This window comes from Streptomyces sp. NBC_01267 (genome assembly GCF_036241575.1).
Classification (GTDB): Bacteria; Actinomycetota; Actinomycetes; order Streptomycetales; family Streptomycetaceae; genus Streptomyces.
Genome location: NZ_CP108455.1, coordinates 4,446,169 through 4,465,000 on the forward strand (window position 1 = coordinate 4,446,169; position 18,832 = coordinate 4,465,000).

Consider the following 18,832-nt stretch of genomic DNA (forward strand, 5'->3'; position numbering starts at 1 on the left):
CGATCCTCTCAGCTCCGGAGACCCGGCCCCACGAACCAGGCCGCGGCGCTGATGTCACTCGTCCGCATGGTCTCCACCAGCGACCGCACGGGACGCGTCAGGAATTCGCTGACCAGCAGCGCGACGAGTGCGCCGAGGAGGAGGCCGACGATCACGTCGTGCGGATAGTGCACCCCGACGAAGACCCGCGAGAACGCCATCAGCAGCGCCACCGGCACGGTGAGCCAGACGAGCCGCACCATGGCGAGGGAGAGACCCACCGCGGCGGACGCGGCGATGATCGAGTGGTTGCTCGGGAAGGACCAGTCACCGGGCGCCGGGCAGTCGATCAGCGGGCGCATCGCCCCCGAGACGGCCCGGCACGGACGTTCCTCGTGGATCACCGACTTCAGCACCTCGCTGATGACGTACGCGATGGCGGTCCCCAGCGGCGCGAGCAGCGCCAGGCTCATCGCCTGGGACGAGCGGGTGCGCGCCCGCCACCACACCACGACGAAGAGGACCGCGAAGAGCAGCAGACCGGCCTCCGTCCACAACTCCATGAGCTGCTGCACCCAGGAGGGAGTGGAGTGGGCGAATTCGAGGATGTCTTTGTAGAGCTGGGAAGAACTGTCCATGGTGACGGACAGTATGGGTCATCCCTGTGCGGTCACCACGGGCGATCCCCCTGTCCCCGGCCCGCGCGGAAGACGGCGCTCCGGCACGGTCTGCGGAATGATGATCCGTAAAAGTTGCCCGGACAGCGGCATGTGGGGCCTGAGTTGGTCCTGATCTCTCGTACAGTTTGCGCCGTGGGATCTATGCGCAATCCGGTCGGGCCGCTTCCCTCCTCCATCTACTGGCGACGGAGGGCAGTAGCGGCGACTCTGGTTGCGCTGCTCGCTCTGCTCGTCGTGTGGATCGTGACCTCGGGCGGCGGCGGAAAGCACCCCAAATCCACTGCGAAGGGGTCGAGCCCGGCGAAGTCGATCACCCCGGGCCCCTCACAGACGGGCCCCGCGATCAGCCAAGCACCGGGCGGACGTGGCGAGTCGAGCAGTTCCGGCGGTTCGGACCCGGGCGGCTCCGGTGGGTCGGGTGACGCGGGCAGCGGCTCGGGCGGCGGCGGTACGGGAACGGGCGGTTCCGGCGACGACGCCGGCGGCGACTCCAACGGCACCGGCGGCAGCGCCGGTTCGGGCGCGGCAGGCGGCGGCGGCACCGCCGGCCAGCAGGTCCCGGCGAGCTCCGGCCTCCCCGACTGCACTGCGGGAGCGGTCCAGTTGACGGTGCGTACGACCAGGAACAGCTACGCGCCGGGCGAGAAGCCGAAGTTCGGCCTGGTCGCCAAGAACACCTCGGCGGCGGACTGCAAGGTGGACTTCGGCCCCAAGGGGACTGTGTTCACCATCACATCCACCGAGAACGACGGCGTCGTCTGGTCGTCGAAGGACTGCCCGACGGACGCCAGGTCGCTCTTCATCCAGGTCCCGGCGGACTCCACGATCACCCACACCGTCGAGTGGGACCGCAAGAAGTCCGCCCCGAAGTGCGAGAAGCCGGGGCCCGCGGTCGCCGGTCCGGGCACGTACCTGGTGGAGGCGGAGGCGCCGGGCATGCCGGTGAAGCAGACCTCGGTGGTCCTGGCGAAGGACTGACGGGCCGGGAAACCCGAGCCCCTCCGGACCCTCGAGCCCCTCCGGCGATTGAGGAGCGGGGTCCGGGGCGGAGCCCCGAAACGCCACCGCCCTCCAAGGCCACCGCCTAGACGTACCGCTCAAGGATCGAGGACTCCGCGAGCCGCGACAGCCCCTCCCGCACGCTCCGGGCCCGCGCCTCGCCGACCCCGTCCACCGTCTGCAGATCGTCGACGCTCGCGGCCAGCAGCTTCTGCAGCCCGCCGAAGTGCTCGACCAGCCGCTCGATGATCGCTCCGGGCAGCCGCGGCACCTTCGCCAGCAGCCGGTACCCGCGCGGCGACACCGCGGAGTCGAGCGTCTCGGGGGAGCCGCTGTAGCCCAACGCCCGTGCCACGACGGGCAGTTCGAGAAGTTCCGTATGGCTGAGCGTGTTCAGCTCGACCAGCGCCTCGGCGACCGTGCGCGAACGCTTCGCCGTCGGCTCCGGCACGTAGTCCCGGACCACCAGCTCCCGCTCCGGCTCGACCCCCGCGATCAGCTCGTCGAGCTGGAGGGAGAGCAGCCGGCCGTCGGTGCCCAGCTCCACCACGTACTCGGCGATCTCGGTGGCGATCCGCCGGACCATCTCCAGCCGCTGCGCCACGGCCGTGACGTCCCGGACCGTCACCAGGTCCTCGATCTCCAGCGCAGAGAGCGTGCCGGCGACCTCGTCGAGCCGGAGCTTGTACCGCTCCAGCGTGGCCAGTGCCTGGTTGGCGCGGGACAGGATCGCCGCCGACTCCTCCAGGACCCGGCGCTCCCCGTCGACGTACAGCGCGATCAGATGCATCGACTGCGACACCGAGACGACCGGGAAACCGCACTGTTTGGAGACCCGGTCGGCCGTGCGGTGACGGGTGCCGGTCTCCTCGGTGGGGATCGACGCGTCCGGGACCAGCTGGACACCGGCCCGCAGAATCTTGGTGAGATCCTTGTCGAGGATCAGCGCGCCGTCGAGCTTGCAGAGCTCGCGCAGGCGGGTCGCGGCGAACTCCACGTCCATGACGAAGCCGCCGGTGCACATCGACTCGACGGTCTTGTCCATGCCCAGGACGATCAGGCCGCCGGTGTTCCCGCGAAGGATGCGTTCCAGGCCGTCGCGCAGCGCTGTACCGGGCGCGACAGCGCTCAGCGTGGCGCGCATCAGCGCTTCATTGCCGGAGGAGCTCCCGCCGGACTTCCCGGGTGCTGCTCGGTCATTGGCTGCCACTGCACTCCTCCGGCTCGTACGGACAGGCGAGACCAGGGCAAAGTCTACCGGCGCACTACCTCCTCCTGGGGCGCGCGGGCCCTCGGACTGCGCGGGAGGACCCGGAGCGCGTCTCCCATGTCGGCCACTTCGATCACCTTCATGCCCGCCGGGACCTTCCCCGGGTCGGCCGGGACCAGGGCATGGGTGAAGCCGAGACGGTGCGCCTCGGCGAGCCTGCGCTGGACGCCGGTGACCCTTCGGACCTCGCCTGCCAGGCCGACTTCGCCGATCGCGACCAGGTTCTTCGGCAGCGGGACATCGCTGGCCGCGGAGGCCAGGGCCAGCGCGACGGCCAGGTCGGCGGCCGGTTCGGTGAGCTTCACGCCGCCGACCGTCGCCGTGTAGATGTCGCGCTTGCCGAGCGCGCTGATCCTGCCGCGCTGTTCGAGCACGGCGAGCATCATCGAGACCCGGGAGGTCTCCAGGCCCGAGGTGGTGCGCCGGGGTGAAGGGATCTGGGTGTCGACGGTGAGCGCCTGCACCTCGGCGACCAGGGGGCGCTTGCCCTCCAGGGTGACCGTCAGGCAGGTGCCGGGGACGGGCTCGTCACGGCGTGTCAGGAACAGCCCGCTCGGGTCGGCGAGGCCGGTGATGCCCTCGTCGTGCAGCTCGAAGCAGCCGACCTCGTCGGTCGCGCCGTACCGGTTCTTGACACCGCGGACCAGCCGGAGGCGGGCGTGCCGGTCGCCCTCGAAGGAGAGCACGACGTCCACCAGGTGTTCCAGGAGCCGCGGGCCCGCGATGGCGCCGTCCTTCGTCACGTGGCCGACCAGCAGCGTGGACATCCCGCGCTCCTTGGAGGCGCGGATCAGCGCCCCCGCCACCTCACGCACCTGCGCCATACCGCCGGGCGCCCCGTCCAGCTCGGGCGAGGCCACCGTCTGTACGGAGTCCAGCACCAGCAGGGACGGCTTGACGGCATCGAGGTGGCCGAGCACCGCGGAGAGATCGGTCTCGGCGGCCAGGTACAGATGGTCGTTGATCGCGTGGATCCGGTCGGCGCGCAGCCTGACCTGGCTGGCGGACTCCTCGGCGGTCACGTAGAGCGTGCGGTGGTCGTCACTGGCCGCCTTCGCCGCGACATCGAGCAGCAGCGTGGACTTGCCGACGCCGGGCTCGCCCGCGAGCAGCACCACGGCACCGGGCACCAGCCCGCCGCCGAGCACCCGGTCCAGCTCGGCGACACCGGTGGAACGGGCGGTCGCCGTCCGGCTGTCGACCTGGCCGATGGGGACCGCGGCGGTGCTGACCCGGCCCGCCGCCGTCGTACGCACGGCGGGCGCGCCGCCGAACTCCTCGACCGTCCCCCAGGTCTGGCACTCGGGGCAGCGGCCGAGCCACTTGGCGGTCGTCCAGCCGCACTCGGTGCAGCGGTAGGACGGCCGGTCTTTGGTCTTTGCACGGGTGGCCATGGCGCCACCGTAACCGCCGGGTCGGACAGTGGGGCTTTCGTCCGGAAAGCGCGGCGGAATGCAGGATTCCTGTCCCCTTTTGAGGGATACGTTCACCCGTAAGGATTAAATGCCCTGAAGAGGTGCTAAGAGGCGGCGACTCCCGGCCTACCGTCGGCCGGGTGACGAGCAGCAGGCTGGAGAACCCCACACAAGCCACCGGCGCACACCGGGCGCACCGCAGGGCGTCCCACCCGGCGGAGCAGCGTCCGCCGGCCCGTTACGAGGCATATCTGGACGGTCTTTTCACCTACTGCCTCTCCGTCCTGTGCGACCACGACGCGGCCACCGCCGTCCTCGGCGAGGTGCTCGCCGTCGCGGAGCGGCAGTTCAGCCGCTGCCCCTCCGGCGAGCAGGGGCGCCGGTCCTGGCTGTACGCACTCGCGCGCTGGGCCTGTCTGCGCAAGCTCGCCGAACAGAAACGGCTGCGGCCCGGCGCGCACACCGGCCGCACGCCGGAGCCCGCGCCCGCGCCCGCGCCCGCGCGGACCGAACCACCGGAAGCCGCCGAGCGCAGGCGCCGGGATCTCGCCACCCTCGCCTGGCCCGAAGCAGCCGGCACCACCCCCGAGCAGCGCGAGGCGCTCGAACTCGCGGTACGCCACCAGCTCGGTCCGCGTGAGGTCGCCGCCGTCCTCGGCATGGACCCCACCGCGGCCCGTGACCTGCTGGCCGCCGCGGCCTGCGAGGTGGAGCGGACCCGCGCGGCGCTCGCCGTCGTCGAGACCGGGAACTGTCCGAGCGTCGCCCGCCTCACCGGAGACCACCAGGTCCTGCTCTCCACGGCGCTGCGCCGCGAACTCGTCCGGCACGTCGACGACTGCCCGCGCTGCCGCCGGGTCGCCGAGCACGCCGGGGCCACCGGCCCGTGGCCCGGCTCCCGCACCACCCCGGCCACCCCCGCGGCCCTGCCGCTCGTCGCGGCGGAACGATCCGCCGCGTACACCGCGATGCTGCACGCCCCCCGCGGCAGCGCCCCGCGCTTCGGCCGCGCGGGCTTCCCGATGGACCCCAAGGACCGTGCCGCGCGCCGCGAACGGCTGCGCTCGCGCGCCGTGACGACCACGGTCGTGGCGACGGTCGTCGCGGCCCCGATGCTGGCCCTGTGGGCGGCGTACCGGCACGCCCCGAGCACCGGAGAGGGGCACGGCGGTTCGGTGACGGCCAGCGAGGCCGAGGAGCCCGGCGGACCGGACACCGGGCCGTACGACCACTACGAGAACGCGGGCAACGCCCGTACCGAACACACTCCGTTCGCCGGCGGCAGCAGTTCGCCGGACGTGTCGGTGGAGGTCGTCAGCCCGGACGCCGGGAAGAACGGGGCGTCGCCGGGCGGCACTTCGGCGGCCCCCGGCTCGCTCACCGTCCAGGCCCGCTCGGCGGGCGGCCGGACGGCGATCACGCTGACCGCCGGGGGTGACGGGCCGGTCTCCTGGTCGGCCTGGAAGACCGCGCCCTGGCTCTACCTCAGCAGCACGTCGGGCGTACTGGAGCCCGGCCGGTCGGTCACGATCCAGGTGTACGTCGACCACCGCGCCGAACCGGCGGGCGCCTGGTCGGCCCGGATCGGCGTCGACCCGTCGGGCGCCGTGGTCTCGATGCGGGGACACGGCAGGACGGGCGGCGATCACGGCCACGGCCACCACGGGGGCCACGGTCACGGCCGCCCGACCCCCTCGGGCGGCTCGGGCAACGGTCCGACGCCGACCCCGTCCGACCCGGCATCACCGCCCACGGACCCCACGCCCACCCCGACGCCCACCGTCTCCGGCCCTCCGGCGTCCCCGCCGCCCTCGGACCCGCAGACACCTTCGCCCGGTAACTGAGTCCCGGCAACTGAGTTCCGGTAACCGAGTTCCGGTAACCGAGTTCCGGCAACCTACGGCGTGCCGGGGTCGGCCGGGTGCGGAGCCATCGGCAGCAACGCGGCCAGCCGCTCCTCGCACAGCCGCGCCAGGCGCTTGTACGCCGCCTTGCCCATCATCTCGGTCAGCTCCGGCCGGTACGTGACGTAGACCGGTTCACCGGCCCCGTGCGCGGACGTCGCCGACGTGCACCACCAGTGCAGGTCGTGACCGCCCGGACCCCAGCCGCGCCGGTCGTACTCACCGATGGAGATCTGGAGCACCCGAGACTCGTCGGGCCGGTCGATCCAGTCGTACGTACGGCGGACCGGCAGCTGCCAGCAGACGTCCGGCTTCGTCTCCAGCGGCTCCTTGCCCTCCTTCAGGGCCAGGATGTGCAGCGAACACCCCGCACCGCCCGCGAAACCGGGCCGGTTCTGGAAGATGCACGAGCCCTCCCACCGCCGGGTCTGACGCTCGCCGTCCTCGTCGAGCTGCACCCAGCCCGACTCCGTGCCCTCGTCGTGGAACTGCCACAGGTCCGGGGTGAGACGGGCCACATGACCGGCCACCCGCTTCTCGTCGTCCTCGTCCGAGAAGTGCGCCCCCAGCGTGCAGCAGCCGTCGTCGGCGCGGCCCGCCTCGATGCCCTGGCAGCCGCTGCCGAAGATGCAGGTCCACCGGGAGGTGAGCCAGGTCAGGTCGCAGCGGAAGATCTGTTCGTCGTCGGCGGGATCGGGGAACTCGACCCAGGCACGGGCGAAATCCAGGCCCTGCTCGTCACTCTTCGGCTTCGGCTGCGTGACAGCTTTGCCCGGCTTCGCCTTTTTCGTCTTTGGCACAGGCCCAGCGTACGGGGACGGAGCCCCGGCAGGCCCGCGCGGCCACCCCGTGGTCCGTCCGCAGTAGCGTTCCGCACATGAGACTCGGAGTCCTCGACGTCGGTTCGAACACGGTGCACCTGCTGGTGGTCGACGCCCACCCCGGCGCCCGCCCGCTGCCCGCGCACTCGCACAAGGCCGACCTGCGCCTGGCCCAACTGCTCGACGCCGACGGCGCGATCGCCTCCGAGGGCATAGACAGCCTGGTCGCCACGGTCGGCGAAGCCCTCCAGGCGGCCGAGGACAAGGGCGCCGAGGAAGTCCTGTCGTTCGCGACCTCCGCCGTACGCGAGGCCAGCAACGCCGACCACGTCCTCGCCCGGGTACGCGCCGAGACCGGCGTCGACCTCCAGGTCCTGACCGGCGCCGAGGAGGCGCGGCTCACCTTCCTCGCGGCCCGCCGCTGGTTCGGCTGGTCCGCGGGCCGCCTGCTGCTGCTCGACATCGGCGGCGGCTCGCTGGAGATCGCGTACGGCATCGACGAGGAGCCCGACGCCGCGGCGTCGCTGCCACTCGGCGCGGGCCGGCTGACCCACACCTGGCTGCCGGGCGATCCGCCGGACCCGCAGGACGTCAGGGCGCTGCGCCGGCAGGTACGCGCCGAGATCGCGAGGACCGTCGGTGAGTTCAGCCGCTTCGGCAGGCCGGACCACGTGGTGGCGACCTCGAAGACGTTCAAGCAGCTGTCCCGCATCGCGGGCGCGGCCCGCTCCAACGAGGGCCCCTACGTGTACCGCGGCCTGAGTCGTACGTCACTGGAGGAGTGGGTCCCGAAGCTGGCCGCGATGACGGCGGCCGAGCGCGCCCAGCTGCCCGGCGTCTCCGCCGAGCGGGCACCGCAACTGCTGGCCGGGGCGCTGGTCGCGGAGGGCGCGATGGACCTGTTCGGGGTCGAGGAGCTGGAAGTCTGCCCCTGGGCACTGCGCGAGGGCGTCATCCTGCGCCGCCTCGACCACCTCCCCGTCCGATAGGACCTTGAGCCGTGGGTCCCGGCCCCCGACGCGGCCCCCGACGCGGCCCGTACGCTGTCTCCGTGGCAGAACCAGTGGTGCGCATCCCGGATGCGAAGGTCGCGCTGTCCACGGCGTCCGTGTACCCGGAGTCGACGGCGACGGCCTTCGAGATCGCCGCGCGCCTCGGCTACGACGGTGTCGAGGTGATGGTGTGGACGGATCCCGTCAGCCAGGACATCGAAGCCCTGCGCAGACTCTCCGACCATCACCAGGTCCCGATCCTCGCCGTGCACGCGCCCTGTCTGCTGATCACCCAGCGGGTCTGGTCGACCGACCCCTGGACCAAGCTCCAGCGCGCGCGGGCCGCGGCCGAGAAGCTCGGCGCGTCCACGGTGGTCGTGCACCCGCCCTTCCGCTGGCAGCGCGGTTACGCCCGTGACTTCGTCGACGGGATCTGGCGGATGGCGGACGAGACCGATGTGCGGTTCGCCGTCGAGAACATGTACCCCTGGCGCTACCGGGACCGCGAGATGCTCGCGTACGCACCCGACTGGGACGTCACCAAGGACGACTACCGCCACTTCACCGTCGACCTCTCGCACACCGCGACCGCCCGCACCGACGCGATGGCGATGATCGACCGGATGGGATCCCGGCTGGCCCACGTCCACCTCGCCGACGGCCGCGGCTCGGGCAAGGACGAACACCTGGTGCCCGGCCGCGGCACCCAGCCCTGCGCCGAACTCCTCGACGGTCTCGCGGGCAGCGGCTTCGACGGTCATGTGGTCATCGAGGTCAACACCCGCCGCGCGATGTCCTCGGCCGAACGCGAGGCGGACCTGGCGGAGGCGCTCGCCTTCACCCGTCTCCACCTGGCGACCGGGGTCCGCCGGCCATGACCGGACCCGGCCCCGATCCCGCCCCCGCCCGCCGCAGAGGCCGCCCGCCCCGCGCGCGGGCGGCCGAGGGCGGTGGCGCGCGGAGCCGGATCCTGGAGGCCGCGCGCACGGAGTTCTCCGAGCGGGGCTACGACAAGACCTCCGTACGCGGCATCGCGAAGGCGGCCGGGGTCGACGCGGCGCTCGTCCACCACTACTTCGGTACGAAGGACGAGGTGTTCGAGGCGGCCATCGAGGTCACGATGGAGCCCGCGCAACTGGTCCCCGCCCTGGTGGCCGCGGGCCCGGACGGCATCGGGGAGCGGCTGGCCCGCTACTTCCTCGGCGCCTGGGAGAACCCGGCGACCCGCGCCCCGCTGCTCGCGATCATCCGCTCGGCGCTGACGCACGAGGCCGCGGCGAAGGTGCTGCGGGGGTTCGTGCTCCAGCGGGTACTGGGCCGGGTGGCGGCCGACCTGGACGTACCGAACCCGCAGTTCCGGGCGGAACTGGCGGCTTCGCACATGATCGGGATCGCGATGATGCGGTACGTGATCAAGGTGGAGCCGATGGCTTCGGCGGGGGTGGACGAGATCGTCGCGATGGTCGCACCGACCCTGCAGAGATACCTGACCGACCCGTCCGAGACCCCGCCGGGCGCCCGGCCCGTGCGCTGAAGGTCCGCCTCCGCACATTCCGGGATCCGGACGCACGGTCCAGATCCTGGAGTGCAGGCGTACGCTCGTCAGCAGTCCATTCTGCCTAAGGAGCGAGCCACGATGCCCGAGCTGAGGTCCCGCACAGTCACCCACGGCCGCAACATGGCGGGCGCCCGTGCCCTCATGCGAGCCTCGGGCGTAGCGAGCGAGGACATCGGCAAGCCGATCATCGCGGTCGCCAACTCGTTCACGGAGTTCGTTCCGGGCCACACGCACCTCCAGCCGGTCGGCCGGATCGTCTCCGAGGCGATCAAGGCCGCGGGCGCCGTCCCCCGGGAGTTCAACACGATCGCCGTGGACGACGGCATCGCGATGGGCCACGGCGGAATGCTCTACAGCCTCCCCTCGCGCGACCTGATCGCGGACAGTGTCGAGTACATGGTCGAGGCGCACTGCGCGGACGCCCTGATCTGCATCTCCAACTGCGACAAGATCACCCCGGGCATGCTGATGGCCGCGATGCGCCTCAACATCCCCACCGTCTTCGTCTCCGGCGGCCCGATGGAGGCCGGCAAGGCCACCCTCGTCGACGGCACGGTCCGCAAGCTCGACCTGATCAACGCGATCAGCGACGCGGTCAACGAGAACGTCTCGGACGAGGACATCCTCCGTATCGAGGAGAACGCCTGCCCCACCTGCGGCAGTTGTTCCGGCATGTTCACCGCCAACTCGATGAACTGCCTGACCGAGGCCCTCGGCCTCGCCCTCCCCGGCAACGGCTCGGTCCTCGCCACGCACACCGCCCGCCGGGCGCTGTACGAGGAGGCGGGCCGCACGGTCGTCGAGATCACCAAGCGCTACTACGAGCAGGACGACGAGACCGTCCTGCCCCGCGCCATCGGCACCCGCGCCGCCTTCGACAACGCCATGGCCCTGGACATCTCCATGGGCGGCTCCACCAATACGATCCTGCACCTGCTCGCCGCCGCGCAGGAGGCCGAACTGCCTTACGGGCTGGCTGAGATGGACGAGGTCTCGCGCCGCGTCCCGTGCCTCTCCAAGGTCGCCCCGAACGTCGCCCCCGGCGGCACGTACTACATGGAGGACGTGCACCGCGCCGGCGGCATCCCCGCCATCCTCGGTGAGCTGTACCGCGGCGGGATGCTCAACGAGGACGTGCACGCGGTGCACTCCCCGTCCCTCGCGGACTGGCTGAAGACCTGGGACGTGCGCGGCGGCTCCCCGTCGCCCGAGGCCGTCGAGCTGTGGCACGCGGCCCCCGGCTGCGTCCGTTCCGCCGAGGCCTTCTCGCAGTCCGAGCGCTGGGACACCCTCGACGTGGACGCGGCGGGCGGCTGCATCCGGGACGCGGAGCACGCGTACTCGAAGGACGGCGGTCTCGCGGTCCTCAAGGGCAACCTCGCCGTGGACGGCTGTGTCGTGAAGACGGCCGGTGTCGACGAGTCGATCTGGACCTTCGAGGGCCCGGCCGTGGTCTGCGAGTCGCAGGAGGAGGCCGTCGACAAGATCCTCCGCAAGGAGATCAAGGAGGGCGACGTCGTCGTCATCCGCTACGAGGGCCCCAGGGGCGGCCCCGGCATGCAGGAGATGCTCTACCCGACGTCCTTCCTCAAGGGCCGCGGCCTCGGCAAGGCGTGCGCGCTGGTCACCGACGGCCGGTTCTCCGGCGGCACCTCGGGCCTCTCGATCGGTCACGCCTCGCCCGAGGCGGCGTCCGGCGGCACGATCGCGCTCGTCGAGGACGGCGACCGCATCCGTATCGACATCCCGAACCGCGGCATCGAGCTCCTGGTGTCGGACGAGGACCTGGCGGAGCGCCGGGCCGCGCTGAACGGCGTGTACGCGCCGAAGGACCGCGAGCGCAAGGTCTCGCAGGCGCTCAAGGCGTACGCGGCGATGGCCACCAGCGCCGACCGTGGCGCGGTCAGGGACGTGTCCAAGCTCGGCTGACGAGCCGACGGCCCGATTCCACGGCCACAGGCCCCGCTCCACCCCCACGCCCGGACACCCGCAGTATGATTACTGTGTGTGTCCGGGCGTGTGCGTTACGATGCCCCCTTCCCTGACATGGTCACAAATGGGGGCACCATGCGTCAGTTCATCAAGAGGTCAGCCGTGCTCGCCGCGGCCGTCGGAGCATTCGCGGCGATCGGGATCGTCCCGGCGTCCGCGGCGACGGCCACCCCGGCCAGCATCTGCGGTTCCGGATACCGCCAGATCGATTCACACATCTTCACCAACGGGCGAGTCGAATTCGCCCGTGTCTTCCTGCTCTACGACGCGGCCACCGGCTACAACTGCGTGGTCACCCAGCACAGCAAGGCCACCGCGGGCATGCCGCTGACCACCGGCGCCTGGCTCGACGTGCAGGGCGACGGCAAGGGCCAGGTCAAGAACCAGGGCACGTTCACCTCGTACGCGGGCCCGGTCCGGCTGAAAGCCGTCCACTCCTGCGTGAAGTGGGGCGGCATGATCGAGGCCGGGGTCGGTACGTACACCTACACGAGTCCCTGGGAACACTGCGGCTGAAGCCCGCCCCACGGCCCCGGGGGATACTCGACCCCGTGAGCGAGAACAACGAGAGCACCACCCCCGGCGGGCCGCAGCCCGAATCGATCCGTTTCTTCGGTACGACCTGGGTCGGCCACGACAACGGATACGGGCTGCGGCGCGTCGCGGTCTCCGTCGGCTCGCTGGTCACGACGGCCGCCGCCTGCCTCGTGATGCGCCTCGCCTACCAGGGCGTACGGATCGCCGACGCCGGCAGCTTCGTCGCGGTCCTCTTCATCGCCGTCTTCACCCTCTGCAGCGCCCTCGCCTTCGTCCGCACCTGGGACGGATTCCGCCGCCGCCCCGCCGATCCGGCCCGCGAGGAATCCCTGCGCAGCTTCAAGGCGATCGGCTTCATCGGCTCCCTGCTCGCGTACTTCTTCCGCTCCCTCACCGAGGCCCCGGGCGAGCAGCTGCTGCGCGCCGAGTACGAGAGCGCCGTGGCCCGGTACGAGAAGCGCCGGGGCACCCGCGCGGGCAACCCGGCAGCCCGTCGCAAGGCCAATGCCAAGGCCAAGGCCGGGCCCAAGCGCGCATAGGGCCCCGGAGGCCCCTGTTCCGTAGGCCGCCGCGCCGCGAGGGTGTCCCACATGACGGGACATCGGCGCCGGTCCTGGCGGACGAACGGGCGGAACTGCTGCGGATCTTCCCGGCGGGCGTGGTGCGGGAGGAGTACGTCATCAACCTCACGACCGTCCGGAAACCGGCGAACCGACCGGCACGGTAAGGGACTTCAAGCCCCCTGCACCGCCCAGCCGTGTCCGCCCGCACCAGGGTCCGTCACCCGCGTCGCCCGCCGTACCGCCCCACCAGCCCGACGATCCCCCCGACCACGACGCCACGCCACACCCCGTCCGTCAGGCTGCTGAAGAAGCTCTCCGAGCCGAGCAGCTGCCGCACCACCACGTCGGACACCGCCATCAGCGCGCCGGGCACCACCGCGACCCGCCACGGGTGCGCCGCCGCCCACCGCCGGATCCGCTGGTCGACCCGGGCCCCCGGCCGCCCGCCGAGCGGCGTACCGCCGACGACGAAGAACAGCGTCAGCGCGACCGAGACCGCGGTGGTCACCGTGTGCGCCCCCAGCCCCTCGGCGATCGTCGCGATGCCGAGCGAGACCCCGCCGCCCAGCAGGCCGACGGCCGTGGCGGACCGCCACGGCCCGAGCGTCGCGGAGGCGAGAGCGAGACTGCGCTGCTCGGACCTGGACATCTCCGTCTTGGACATCTCCGTGTTCTGCGTCATGTCCCCACGGTCCGCCGCGCACCGCCCCGACGCCATGGGGGATGACCCTGACGCAGCCCTGAAGTCGGCCCGCTTTCCCGGGTGGTGGGCAGAATTGCCGCATGACGATGCCCACCCGCGCCTCACGCGCCCACTCCTTCAACGCGGCGGCAGCCGCCTACGCCGCGAACCGCCCCTCCTACCCGCCCGCGCTCCTCGACGCCGTCGAGGACATCGCGGGCCGCCCCCTGGCCGGCGCCCGGGTCGTCGATGTCGGCGCGGGCACCGGCATCGCGACGGCCCTCCTGCACGCCCGGGGCGCGCGCGTCGTCGCGGTGGAGCCGGGCGACGGCATGACGGAACAGTTCCGCCGCACGCTCCCCGGCGTACCGGTCGTGCGCGGCGACGGGAACCACCTTCCGCTCGCCGACGCGTCGGCGGACTTCGTCACGTACGCCCAGGCCTGGCACTGGACGGACCCGGACCGCTCCGCACCCGAGGCGATGCGGGTGCTGCGCCCCGGCGGCGCACTCGCCCTCTGGTGGAACGTCTCGGACCACGGAGTGCCGTGGATCGCCGCCCAGGACGACCGCATCCGGCGCTTCTTCGGCAACGACAGCGCGCACGGCGCCCACGGCACCGCCGACCGGGTGCGCATGACGCAGGGCGGGCCGGAGTTCGTCCGGCGCGGCGTTCCCTGGACCCGGGAGGTTCCGCTGGACACCCACCTCGCCAATCTGGCCAGCCACTCCGTCTTCCTCGTCGCGGGCGAGGAAGCCACCAGGGCCTTCGTCGACGAGGAGCGCACCGCGCTCACGGAGGTCTTCCCGACGGGCGTGGTCCAGGAGGCGTACACGGTCGACCTCTGCGTGGCGGTCCGCTGATCCGTACCGCGCGCGGCTGCCGGAACCCTTGACGGCGCAGCGCCCCGCCCCAATTATTCATCACATGATGAATTTCAAACGGGGTGCGGCCGGGCCCATGGGTTCCGGCGGCGACCCCGGGCAGAGACCCGCGGCGGCTCCCTCCGAAGCCGCCGTCGACGCCCGGAACCTCACCGTCGTACGAGGCTCCCGCACCGTTCTGCGCGACCTGACCTTCACGGTTCCCCGCGGCCGGATCACCGGCCTGCTCGGCCCGTCCGGCTGCGGGAAGTCCACCCTGATGCGCGCGGTGGCCGGCACCCAGGCGAAGGTCACGGGCACGCTCACGGTCCTGGACCACCCGGCGGGCGAGGCCCCGCTCCGCCACCGCATCGGCTACGTCACCCAGGCCCCTTCCGTATACGCAGACCTGACCGTCCATCAGAACCTGGACTACTTCGCCTCCGTCCTGGGTGCCCGCGCCGACGTCCCTCGCGCCATCGAGCGGGTCGACCTCACCCCGTACACCCACGCCCTGGCCGGGAACCTCTCCGGCGGCCAGCGCAGCCGGGTCTCCCTGGCGGTGGCCCTGCTCGGCACCCCGGAACTCCTGGTCCTCGACGAGCCGACCGTGGGCCTCGACCCGGTGCTCCGCAGAGACCTCTGGGCCCTGTTCCACAGCCTCGCCGAGGCAGGCACCACCCTCCTCGTCTCCTCCCACGTGATGGACGAGGCGGAACGCTGCCACCGCCTGCTCCTCATGCGCGAGGGCGAGATCCTGGCCGACGGCACCCCGGACGAACTGCGCACCCGCACCCACGCCCCGACCGTCGAGGAAGCGTTCCTCCACCTCGTCGGCGCGGACCGGGAGACGGCCCGATGACCCTCACCCACACCCTCGCCACCACCCGCCGGGTCCTGCGCCAACTGCGCCACGACCCCAGGACGATCGCCCTGCTCCTGCTGATCCCGGCAGCCATGATCACGCTGCTGCGGTACGTGTTCGACGCGTCCCCGCAGACGTTCAACTCGATCGGCGCGTCCCTGCTCGGTGTCTTCCCGCTGATCACCATGTTCCTCGTGACCTCGATCGCGACCCTGCGCGAACGCACCTCGGGCACCCTCGAACGCCTGCTGTCCCTCCCGATCGGCAAGGCCGACATCATCGCGGGGTACGCCCTGGCCTTCGGCCTGCTGGCCGTCGTCCAGTCCGCCCTGGCCACGGCCCTCTCGGTCTGGCTCCTGGACCTGGACGTCACGGGCTCTCCCTGGCTCCTCCTCCTGGTGGCCCTCCTGGACGCCCTGCTGGGCACGGCACTCGGCCTGTTCGTCTCGGCGTTCGCGGCGTCGGAGTTCCAGGCGGTCCAGTTCATGCCGGCGGTGATCTTCCCGCAGCTCCTGCTGTGCGGCCTCTTCACCCCGCGCGCCCAGATGCAGCCGGTCCTGGAGGGCATCTCCGATGTGCTGCCGATGTCGTACGCGGTGGACGCGATGAACCAGGTACTGCACCACGGGACCATGACGGCGACGTTCGTACGCGACGCACTGATCGTCGGAGGCTGCGCCCTGCTGGTCCTGACCCTGGGCGCGGCGACCCTGCGCCGCCGCACGGCATGAACGCTCCGTCCGCGCCCCCGCCGATTCCACCGCTCGGACACCCGCCCCCGTCGCCCCGCCCTGGTGCGAGGATGGCCGGCGACAGACGAACCGCCCCACCGGCGAGGTGAACAGAGCCATGGCCCAGACAGTCGCAGTCCTCGGCACCGGCAAGATCGGCGAAGCCCTCCTCAGCGGAATGATCCGCGCGGGCTGGCACCCGGCCGACCTCCTCGTCACCGCCCGCCGCCCGGCGCGGGCGGACGAGCTCCGTACGCGTTACGGCGTGGAGGCGGTCAGCAACGAGGAAGCGGCCAAGCGCGCCGACACCCTGATCCTGACCGTCAAGCCGCAGGACATGGCCACGCTCCTCGACGAACTGGCCCCGCACGTCCCCGCCGACCGCCTGATCATCAGCGGCGCGGCGGGCATCCCCACCTCCTTCTTCGAGGAGCGCCTCGCCGAGGGCACCCCGGTCGTACGGGTCATGACGAACACCCCGGCGCTCGTGGACGAGGCGATGTCCGTCATCTCCCCGGGCAGCCACGCCACGGAGGCGCACCTGCGGCACGCCGACGAGATCTTCGGGGGAGTGGGCAAGACCCTCCGCGTCCCCGAGACCCAGCAGGACGCGGCCACCGCACTCTCCGGCTCGGGCCCGGCGTACTTCTACTACCTGGTCGAGGCGATGACCGACGCTGGCATCCTCCTCGGCCTGCCCCGCGCGCAGGCGCACGATCTGATCGTCCAGGCGGCCATCGGCGCGGCGGTGATGCTCAGGGACAGCGGCGAACACCCGGTGAAACTGCGCGAGGCGGTCACCAGCCCGGCGGGCACCACGATCAACGCGATCCGCGAGCTGGAGAACCACGGCGTACGAGCCGCCCTCATCGCCGCGCTGGAGGCAGCCCGCGACCGCAGCCGCGAACTGGCCTCCGGCAACGGCTGAGGCCCCGGCGCCCTCCCCGGGCCTACGGCTCCAGCAGCCCGATGGCCCGGTACGCGGCGTCCACGGTCGGCCGCGCCATCTCCCGGGCCCGCTCGGCACCCCGCCTGAGCACCGTTTCCAGATACCCGGGGTCGGCGGCCAGCTCCGCATGCCGCTCCTGCAGCGGGCGCAGCAGCTCCACCACCGCGTCGGCGGTGTCCTTCTTCAGAGCCCCGTACGACTCGTACGTCTCGGCGAGCGCCCCGGGCGCCCGCCCGGTACACGCCCCGAGCACGTCCAGCAGATTGGCCACCCCGGGACGGGACTCCCGGTCGTAGGCGACCTCCCGGCCACTGTCGGTCACGGCGCGCATGACCTTCTTCCGTACGACGTCGGGCTCGTCCAGCAGATAGACGATTCCCGCACCCGACTCGTGCGACTTCCCCATCTTGGCCGTCGGATCCTGAAGGTCCATGACCCGCGCGGCCACGGCCGGTGAGGTGGCCTCGGGAACGACGAACGTGTGCCCGTACCGCTGGTTGAACCGCACGGCGAGATCCCGCGCCAGCTCCACGTGCTGCGTCTGGTCCTCACCGACCGGTACCTCGTCGGTCGCGTAGGCAAGGATGTCCGCCGCCATCAGCGCCGGATACGTGAGCAGGGACAACCGGACACTGTCCCCGGCCGCCTTCGCCCGGACGCTCTTCTCCTTGTACTGGATCATGCGCCGCATCTCGCCGTCGGTGGCGGTGCACTCCATCAGATAGGAGAGCCGCGCGTGCTCGTCGACGTGGCTCTGCACGAATACGGTGCACTGCTCGGGATCGAGCCCGGCGGCCAGCAACAGCGTGGCGGCCTGACGGCTCAGTCTGCGCACCCGCGCGGGGTCGTGCTGCATGGTCAGCGCGTGCAGATCCACCACACAGAACAGGGACTCGGCCCGGTACTGGTCCTCATCGGCCCACCGGCGCACGGCACCCAGGTAGTTCCCGAGCGTCAGATGCCCGGTCGGCTTGACCCCGCTGAAGACGCGAGTCATTTCTCCACCTCTCGATCGGAGCCGCCGTCCTCGACAGCCGACCTCCCGGAGGGAGAAACACGAACGGCCGCCGGAGAGGCGGCCGTTGAACGCACACGTGAATGCCGGCCGCCGTCAGGCGGCCCGCCACCGAAGGGTGCACGTACGCGTATGCATGAGCCCTACCGTAGCGCAGGGCCCGCCCGACCGGGCCTCCTCCAGCCCTCCGGTTTGACATGGGAGGGGCGTCTCCGTAATGTTCTCCGAGCTGTCCGACGTGAGCTCCGGCCCCGGTCGGTCCCCGGACAGCCATTCCGCACCAATCATTCGAGCGAGCGACGACTTGTCGCGCCGCTCTTATGCACTTTTGCGAAATGAGGAATCCGCGTTCGAAGGAACGTGACCCCCGATTAGCTCGGGGGCCAGGAATCCGCTAATGTCTCACTCGTCGGAACGGCCCAACAGCCGGGAAGACAAACCCCGCTGACTGGGAGTCAGGCCCGAAAGGATCTGATAGAGTCGGACTCGCCGGAAAGGGAAACGCGAAAGCGAAGAACTGGAAAGCAACCCCCGGCCGACCGGGAATCGGACACGAAAGAGTCTGATAGAGTCGGAAACGCAAGACCGAAGGGAAAAGCCCGGAGGAAAGCCGCTGAGAGTGTTCGGCGGTGAGTACAAAGGAAGCGTCCGTTCCTTGAGAACTCAACAGCGTGCCAAAAGTCAACGCCAGATATGTTGATACCCCGGCCCACCTCTGGTGGGTTGGTGGTTCCTTTGAAAAAGTCCTGCTGGTTCTTCGGAACGGGTAGGCAACACACAGCGAGGACGCTGTGGACAGTCGGCCTTATTCCGGTCTGACTGTCCCGCTCAACGCGATGTGGACCCGATTACGGGTAAACATTCACGGAGAGTTTGATCCTGGCTCAGGACGAACGCTGGCGGCGTGCTTAACACATGCAAGTCGAACGATGAAGCCTTTCGGGGTGGATTAGTGGCGAACGGGTGAGTAACACGTGGGCAATCTGCCCTTCACTCTGGGACAAGCCCTGGAAACGG

At 71.2% G+C, this 18,832-nt stretch carries 18 protein-coding genes and 1 rRNA gene (1 of these 19 cut by a window edge); 13 read left to right on the forward strand and 6 right to left on the reverse strand.

Features of this window, described 5'->3' with window-relative positions:
* Positions 1-8 precede the first annotated feature (8 nt).
* On the reverse strand, positions 9-617 hold the full coding sequence (locus OG709_RS20435) for a phosphatase PAP2 family protein (protein WP_250305433.1): 609 nt from the start codon (positions 615-617) through the stop codon (positions 9-11).
* 183 nt (positions 618-800) lie between these two features.
* Here OG709_RS20435 and OG709_RS20440 point away from each other — a divergent pair, with 183 nt between their 5' ends.
* Positions 801-1,637: a hypothetical protein gene (locus OG709_RS20440; protein ID WP_443068581.1), complete on the forward strand. Its 837-nt coding sequence runs from the start codon at positions 801-803 to the stop codon at positions 1,635-1,637.
* Between the two features lie 106 nt (positions 1,638-1,743).
* Here OG709_RS20440 and disA read toward each other — a convergent pair whose 3' ends face one another.
* Together disA and radA are read right to left on the reverse strand one after the other, a co-directional pair.
* Entirely contained in the window at positions 1,744-2,868 is a 1,125-nt protein-coding gene (gene disA, locus OG709_RS20445) for a DNA integrity scanning diadenylate cyclase DisA (RefSeq protein ID WP_250305431.1), read from the reverse strand.
* Between the two features lie 44 nt (positions 2,869-2,912).
* Entirely contained in the window at positions 2,913-4,322 is a 1,410-nt protein-coding gene (gene radA / locus OG709_RS20450; protein ID WP_250305430.1) for a DNA repair protein RadA, read from the reverse strand.
* Positions 4,323-4,483: 161 nt separating this feature from the next.
* Here radA and OG709_RS20455 point away from each other — a divergent pair, with 161 nt between their 5' ends.
* Positions 4,484-6,187: a BACON domain-containing protein gene (locus OG709_RS20455; protein WP_250305429.1), complete on the forward strand. Its 1,704-nt coding sequence runs from the start codon at positions 4,484-4,486 to the stop codon at positions 6,185-6,187.
* A gap of 53 nt (positions 6,188-6,240) precedes the next feature.
* Here OG709_RS20455 and OG709_RS20460 read toward each other — a convergent pair whose 3' ends face one another.
* Entirely contained in the window at positions 6,241-7,047 is an 807-nt protein-coding gene (locus OG709_RS20460) for a hypothetical protein (RefSeq protein WP_250305428.1), read from the reverse strand.
* A gap of 77 nt (positions 7,048-7,124) precedes the next feature.
* On the opposite strand from OG709_RS20460, the gene OG709_RS20465 reads away from it, so the two are divergent.
* The 6 genes from OG709_RS20465 to OG709_RS20490 all read left to right on the forward strand — a co-directional run bounded on the left by OG709_RS20465 (position 7,125) and on the right by OG709_RS20490 (position 12,686).
* On the forward strand, positions 7,125-8,057 hold the full coding sequence (locus OG709_RS20465) for a Ppx/GppA phosphatase family protein (RefSeq protein ID WP_250305427.1): 933 nt from the start codon (positions 7,125-7,127) through the stop codon (positions 8,055-8,057).
* A gap of 62 nt (positions 8,058-8,119) precedes the next feature.
* On the forward strand, positions 8,120-8,938 hold the full coding sequence (locus OG709_RS20470) for a sugar phosphate isomerase/epimerase family protein (RefSeq protein WP_250305426.1): 819 nt from the start codon (positions 8,120-8,122) through the stop codon (positions 8,936-8,938).
* A complete protein-coding gene (locus tag OG709_RS20475; protein WP_250305425.1) occupies positions 8,935-9,594 on the forward strand; it encodes a TetR/AcrR family transcriptional regulator in 660 nt (219 codons plus the stop codon). Before OG709_RS20470 ends, OG709_RS20475 begins: the two co-directional genes overlap by 4 nt.
* A 102-nt stretch (positions 9,595-9,696) precedes the next feature.
* The gene (gene ilvD, locus OG709_RS20480) at positions 9,697-11,547 is read left to right on the forward strand and encodes a dihydroxy-acid dehydratase (protein ID WP_250305424.1); all 1,851 of its coding nucleotides are present in this window, start codon (positions 9,697-9,699) and stop codon (positions 11,545-11,547) included.
* A 138-nt stretch (positions 11,548-11,685) separates the two neighbouring features.
* Entirely contained in the window at positions 11,686-12,126 is a 441-nt protein-coding gene (locus OG709_RS20485) for an acetyltransferase (RefSeq protein ID WP_250305423.1), read from the forward strand.
* 35 nt (positions 12,127-12,161) lie between these two features.
* The gene (locus tag OG709_RS20490) at positions 12,162-12,686 is read left to right on the forward strand and encodes a hypothetical protein (protein ID WP_329167328.1); all 525 of its coding nucleotides are present in this window, start codon (positions 12,162-12,164) and stop codon (positions 12,684-12,686) included.
* A gap of 241 nt (positions 12,687-12,927) precedes the next feature.
* Here OG709_RS20490 and OG709_RS20495 read toward each other — a convergent pair whose 3' ends face one another.
* Complete coding sequence (locus OG709_RS20495) at positions 12,928-13,392, reverse strand: hypothetical protein (protein WP_250305421.1); 465 nt, start codon at positions 13,390-13,392, stop codon at positions 12,928-12,930.
* A gap of 101 nt (positions 13,393-13,493) precedes the next feature.
* On the opposite strand from OG709_RS20495, the gene OG709_RS20500 reads away from it, so the two are divergent.
* The 4 genes from OG709_RS20500 to proC all read left to right on the forward strand — a co-directional run bounded on the left by OG709_RS20500 (position 13,494) and on the right by proC (position 16,779).
* Positions 13,494-14,255, forward strand: coding sequence for a class I SAM-dependent methyltransferase (locus tag OG709_RS20500; RefSeq protein WP_250305420.1), 762 nt, complete (start codon positions 13,494-13,496; stop codon positions 14,253-14,255).
* A gap of 64 nt (positions 14,256-14,319) precedes the next feature.
* Positions 14,320-15,117: an ABC transporter ATP-binding protein gene (locus OG709_RS20505; RefSeq protein ID WP_329167331.1), complete on the forward strand. Its 798-nt coding sequence runs from the start codon at positions 14,320-14,322 to the stop codon at positions 15,115-15,117.
* Positions 15,114-15,851, forward strand: coding sequence for an ABC transporter permease (locus OG709_RS20510; RefSeq protein WP_326694286.1), 738 nt, complete (start codon positions 15,114-15,116; stop codon positions 15,849-15,851). The genes OG709_RS20505 and OG709_RS20510 overlap by 4 nt, the downstream gene beginning before the upstream one ends.
* Before the next feature lie 118 nt (positions 15,852-15,969).
* On the forward strand, positions 15,970-16,779 hold the full coding sequence (gene proC / locus OG709_RS20515) for a pyrroline-5-carboxylate reductase (protein ID WP_329167334.1): 810 nt from the start codon (positions 15,970-15,972) through the stop codon (positions 16,777-16,779).
* Between the two features lie 22 nt (positions 16,780-16,801).
* Here proC and trpS read toward each other — a convergent pair whose 3' ends face one another.
* Positions 16,802-17,797, reverse strand: a complete 996-nt coding sequence (gene trpS, locus OG709_RS20520) for a tryptophan--tRNA ligase (RefSeq protein WP_250305416.1) — start codon at positions 17,795-17,797, stop codon at positions 16,802-16,804.
* A gap of 879 nt (positions 17,798-18,676) precedes the next feature.
* On the opposite strand from trpS, the gene OG709_RS20525 reads away from it, so the two are divergent.
* Positions 18,677-18,832, forward strand: a 16S ribosomal RNA gene (locus OG709_RS20525); it runs 1,370 nt beyond the window's last position.

Bases quoted from the DNA above. Each gene is read 5' to 3' on its own strand.
- OG709_RS20435 (WP_250305433.1), bottom strand. From the start codon at position 617: ATGGACAGTTCTTCCCAGCTCTACAAAGACATCCTCGAATTCGCCCAC.
- OG709_RS20440 (WP_443068581.1), top strand. From the start codon at position 801: ATGCGCAATCCGGTCGGGCCGCTTCCCTCCTCCATCTACTGGCGACGG.
- radA (WP_250305430.1), bottom strand. From the start codon at position 4,322: ATGGCCACCCGTGCAAAGACCAAAGACCGGCCGTCCTACCGCTGCACC.
- OG709_RS20465 (WP_250305427.1), top strand. From the start codon at position 7,125: ATGAGACTCGGAGTCCTCGACGTCGGTTCGAACACGGTGCACCTGCTG.
- OG709_RS20475 (WP_250305425.1), top strand. From the start codon at position 8,935: ATGACCGGACCCGGCCCCGATCCCGCCCCCGCCCGCCGCAGAGGCCGC.
- ilvD (WP_250305424.1), top strand. From the start codon at position 9,697: ATGCCCGAGCTGAGGTCCCGCACAGTCACCCACGGCCGCAACATGGCG.
- OG709_RS20485 (WP_250305423.1), top strand. From the start codon at position 11,686: ATGCGTCAGTTCATCAAGAGGTCAGCCGTGCTCGCCGCGGCCGTCGGA.
- OG709_RS20495 (WP_250305421.1), bottom strand. From the start codon at position 13,392: ATGACGCAGAACACGGAGATGTCCAAGACGGAGATGTCCAGGTCCGAG.
- OG709_RS20500 (WP_250305420.1), top strand. From the start codon at position 13,494: ATGACGATGCCCACCCGCGCCTCACGCGCCCACTCCTTCAACGCGGCG.
- OG709_RS20505 (WP_329167331.1), top strand. From the start codon at position 14,320: ATGATGAATTTCAAACGGGGTGCGGCCGGGCCCATGGGTTCCGGCGGC.
- OG709_RS20510 (WP_326694286.1), top strand. From the start codon at position 15,114: ATGACCCTCACCCACACCCTCGCCACCACCCGCCGGGTCCTGCGCCAA.
- proC (WP_329167334.1), top strand. From the start codon at position 15,970: ATGGCCCAGACAGTCGCAGTCCTCGGCACCGGCAAGATCGGCGAAGCC.
- trpS (WP_250305416.1), bottom strand. From the start codon at position 17,797: ATGACTCGCGTCTTCAGCGGGGTCAAGCCGACCGGGCATCTGACGCTC.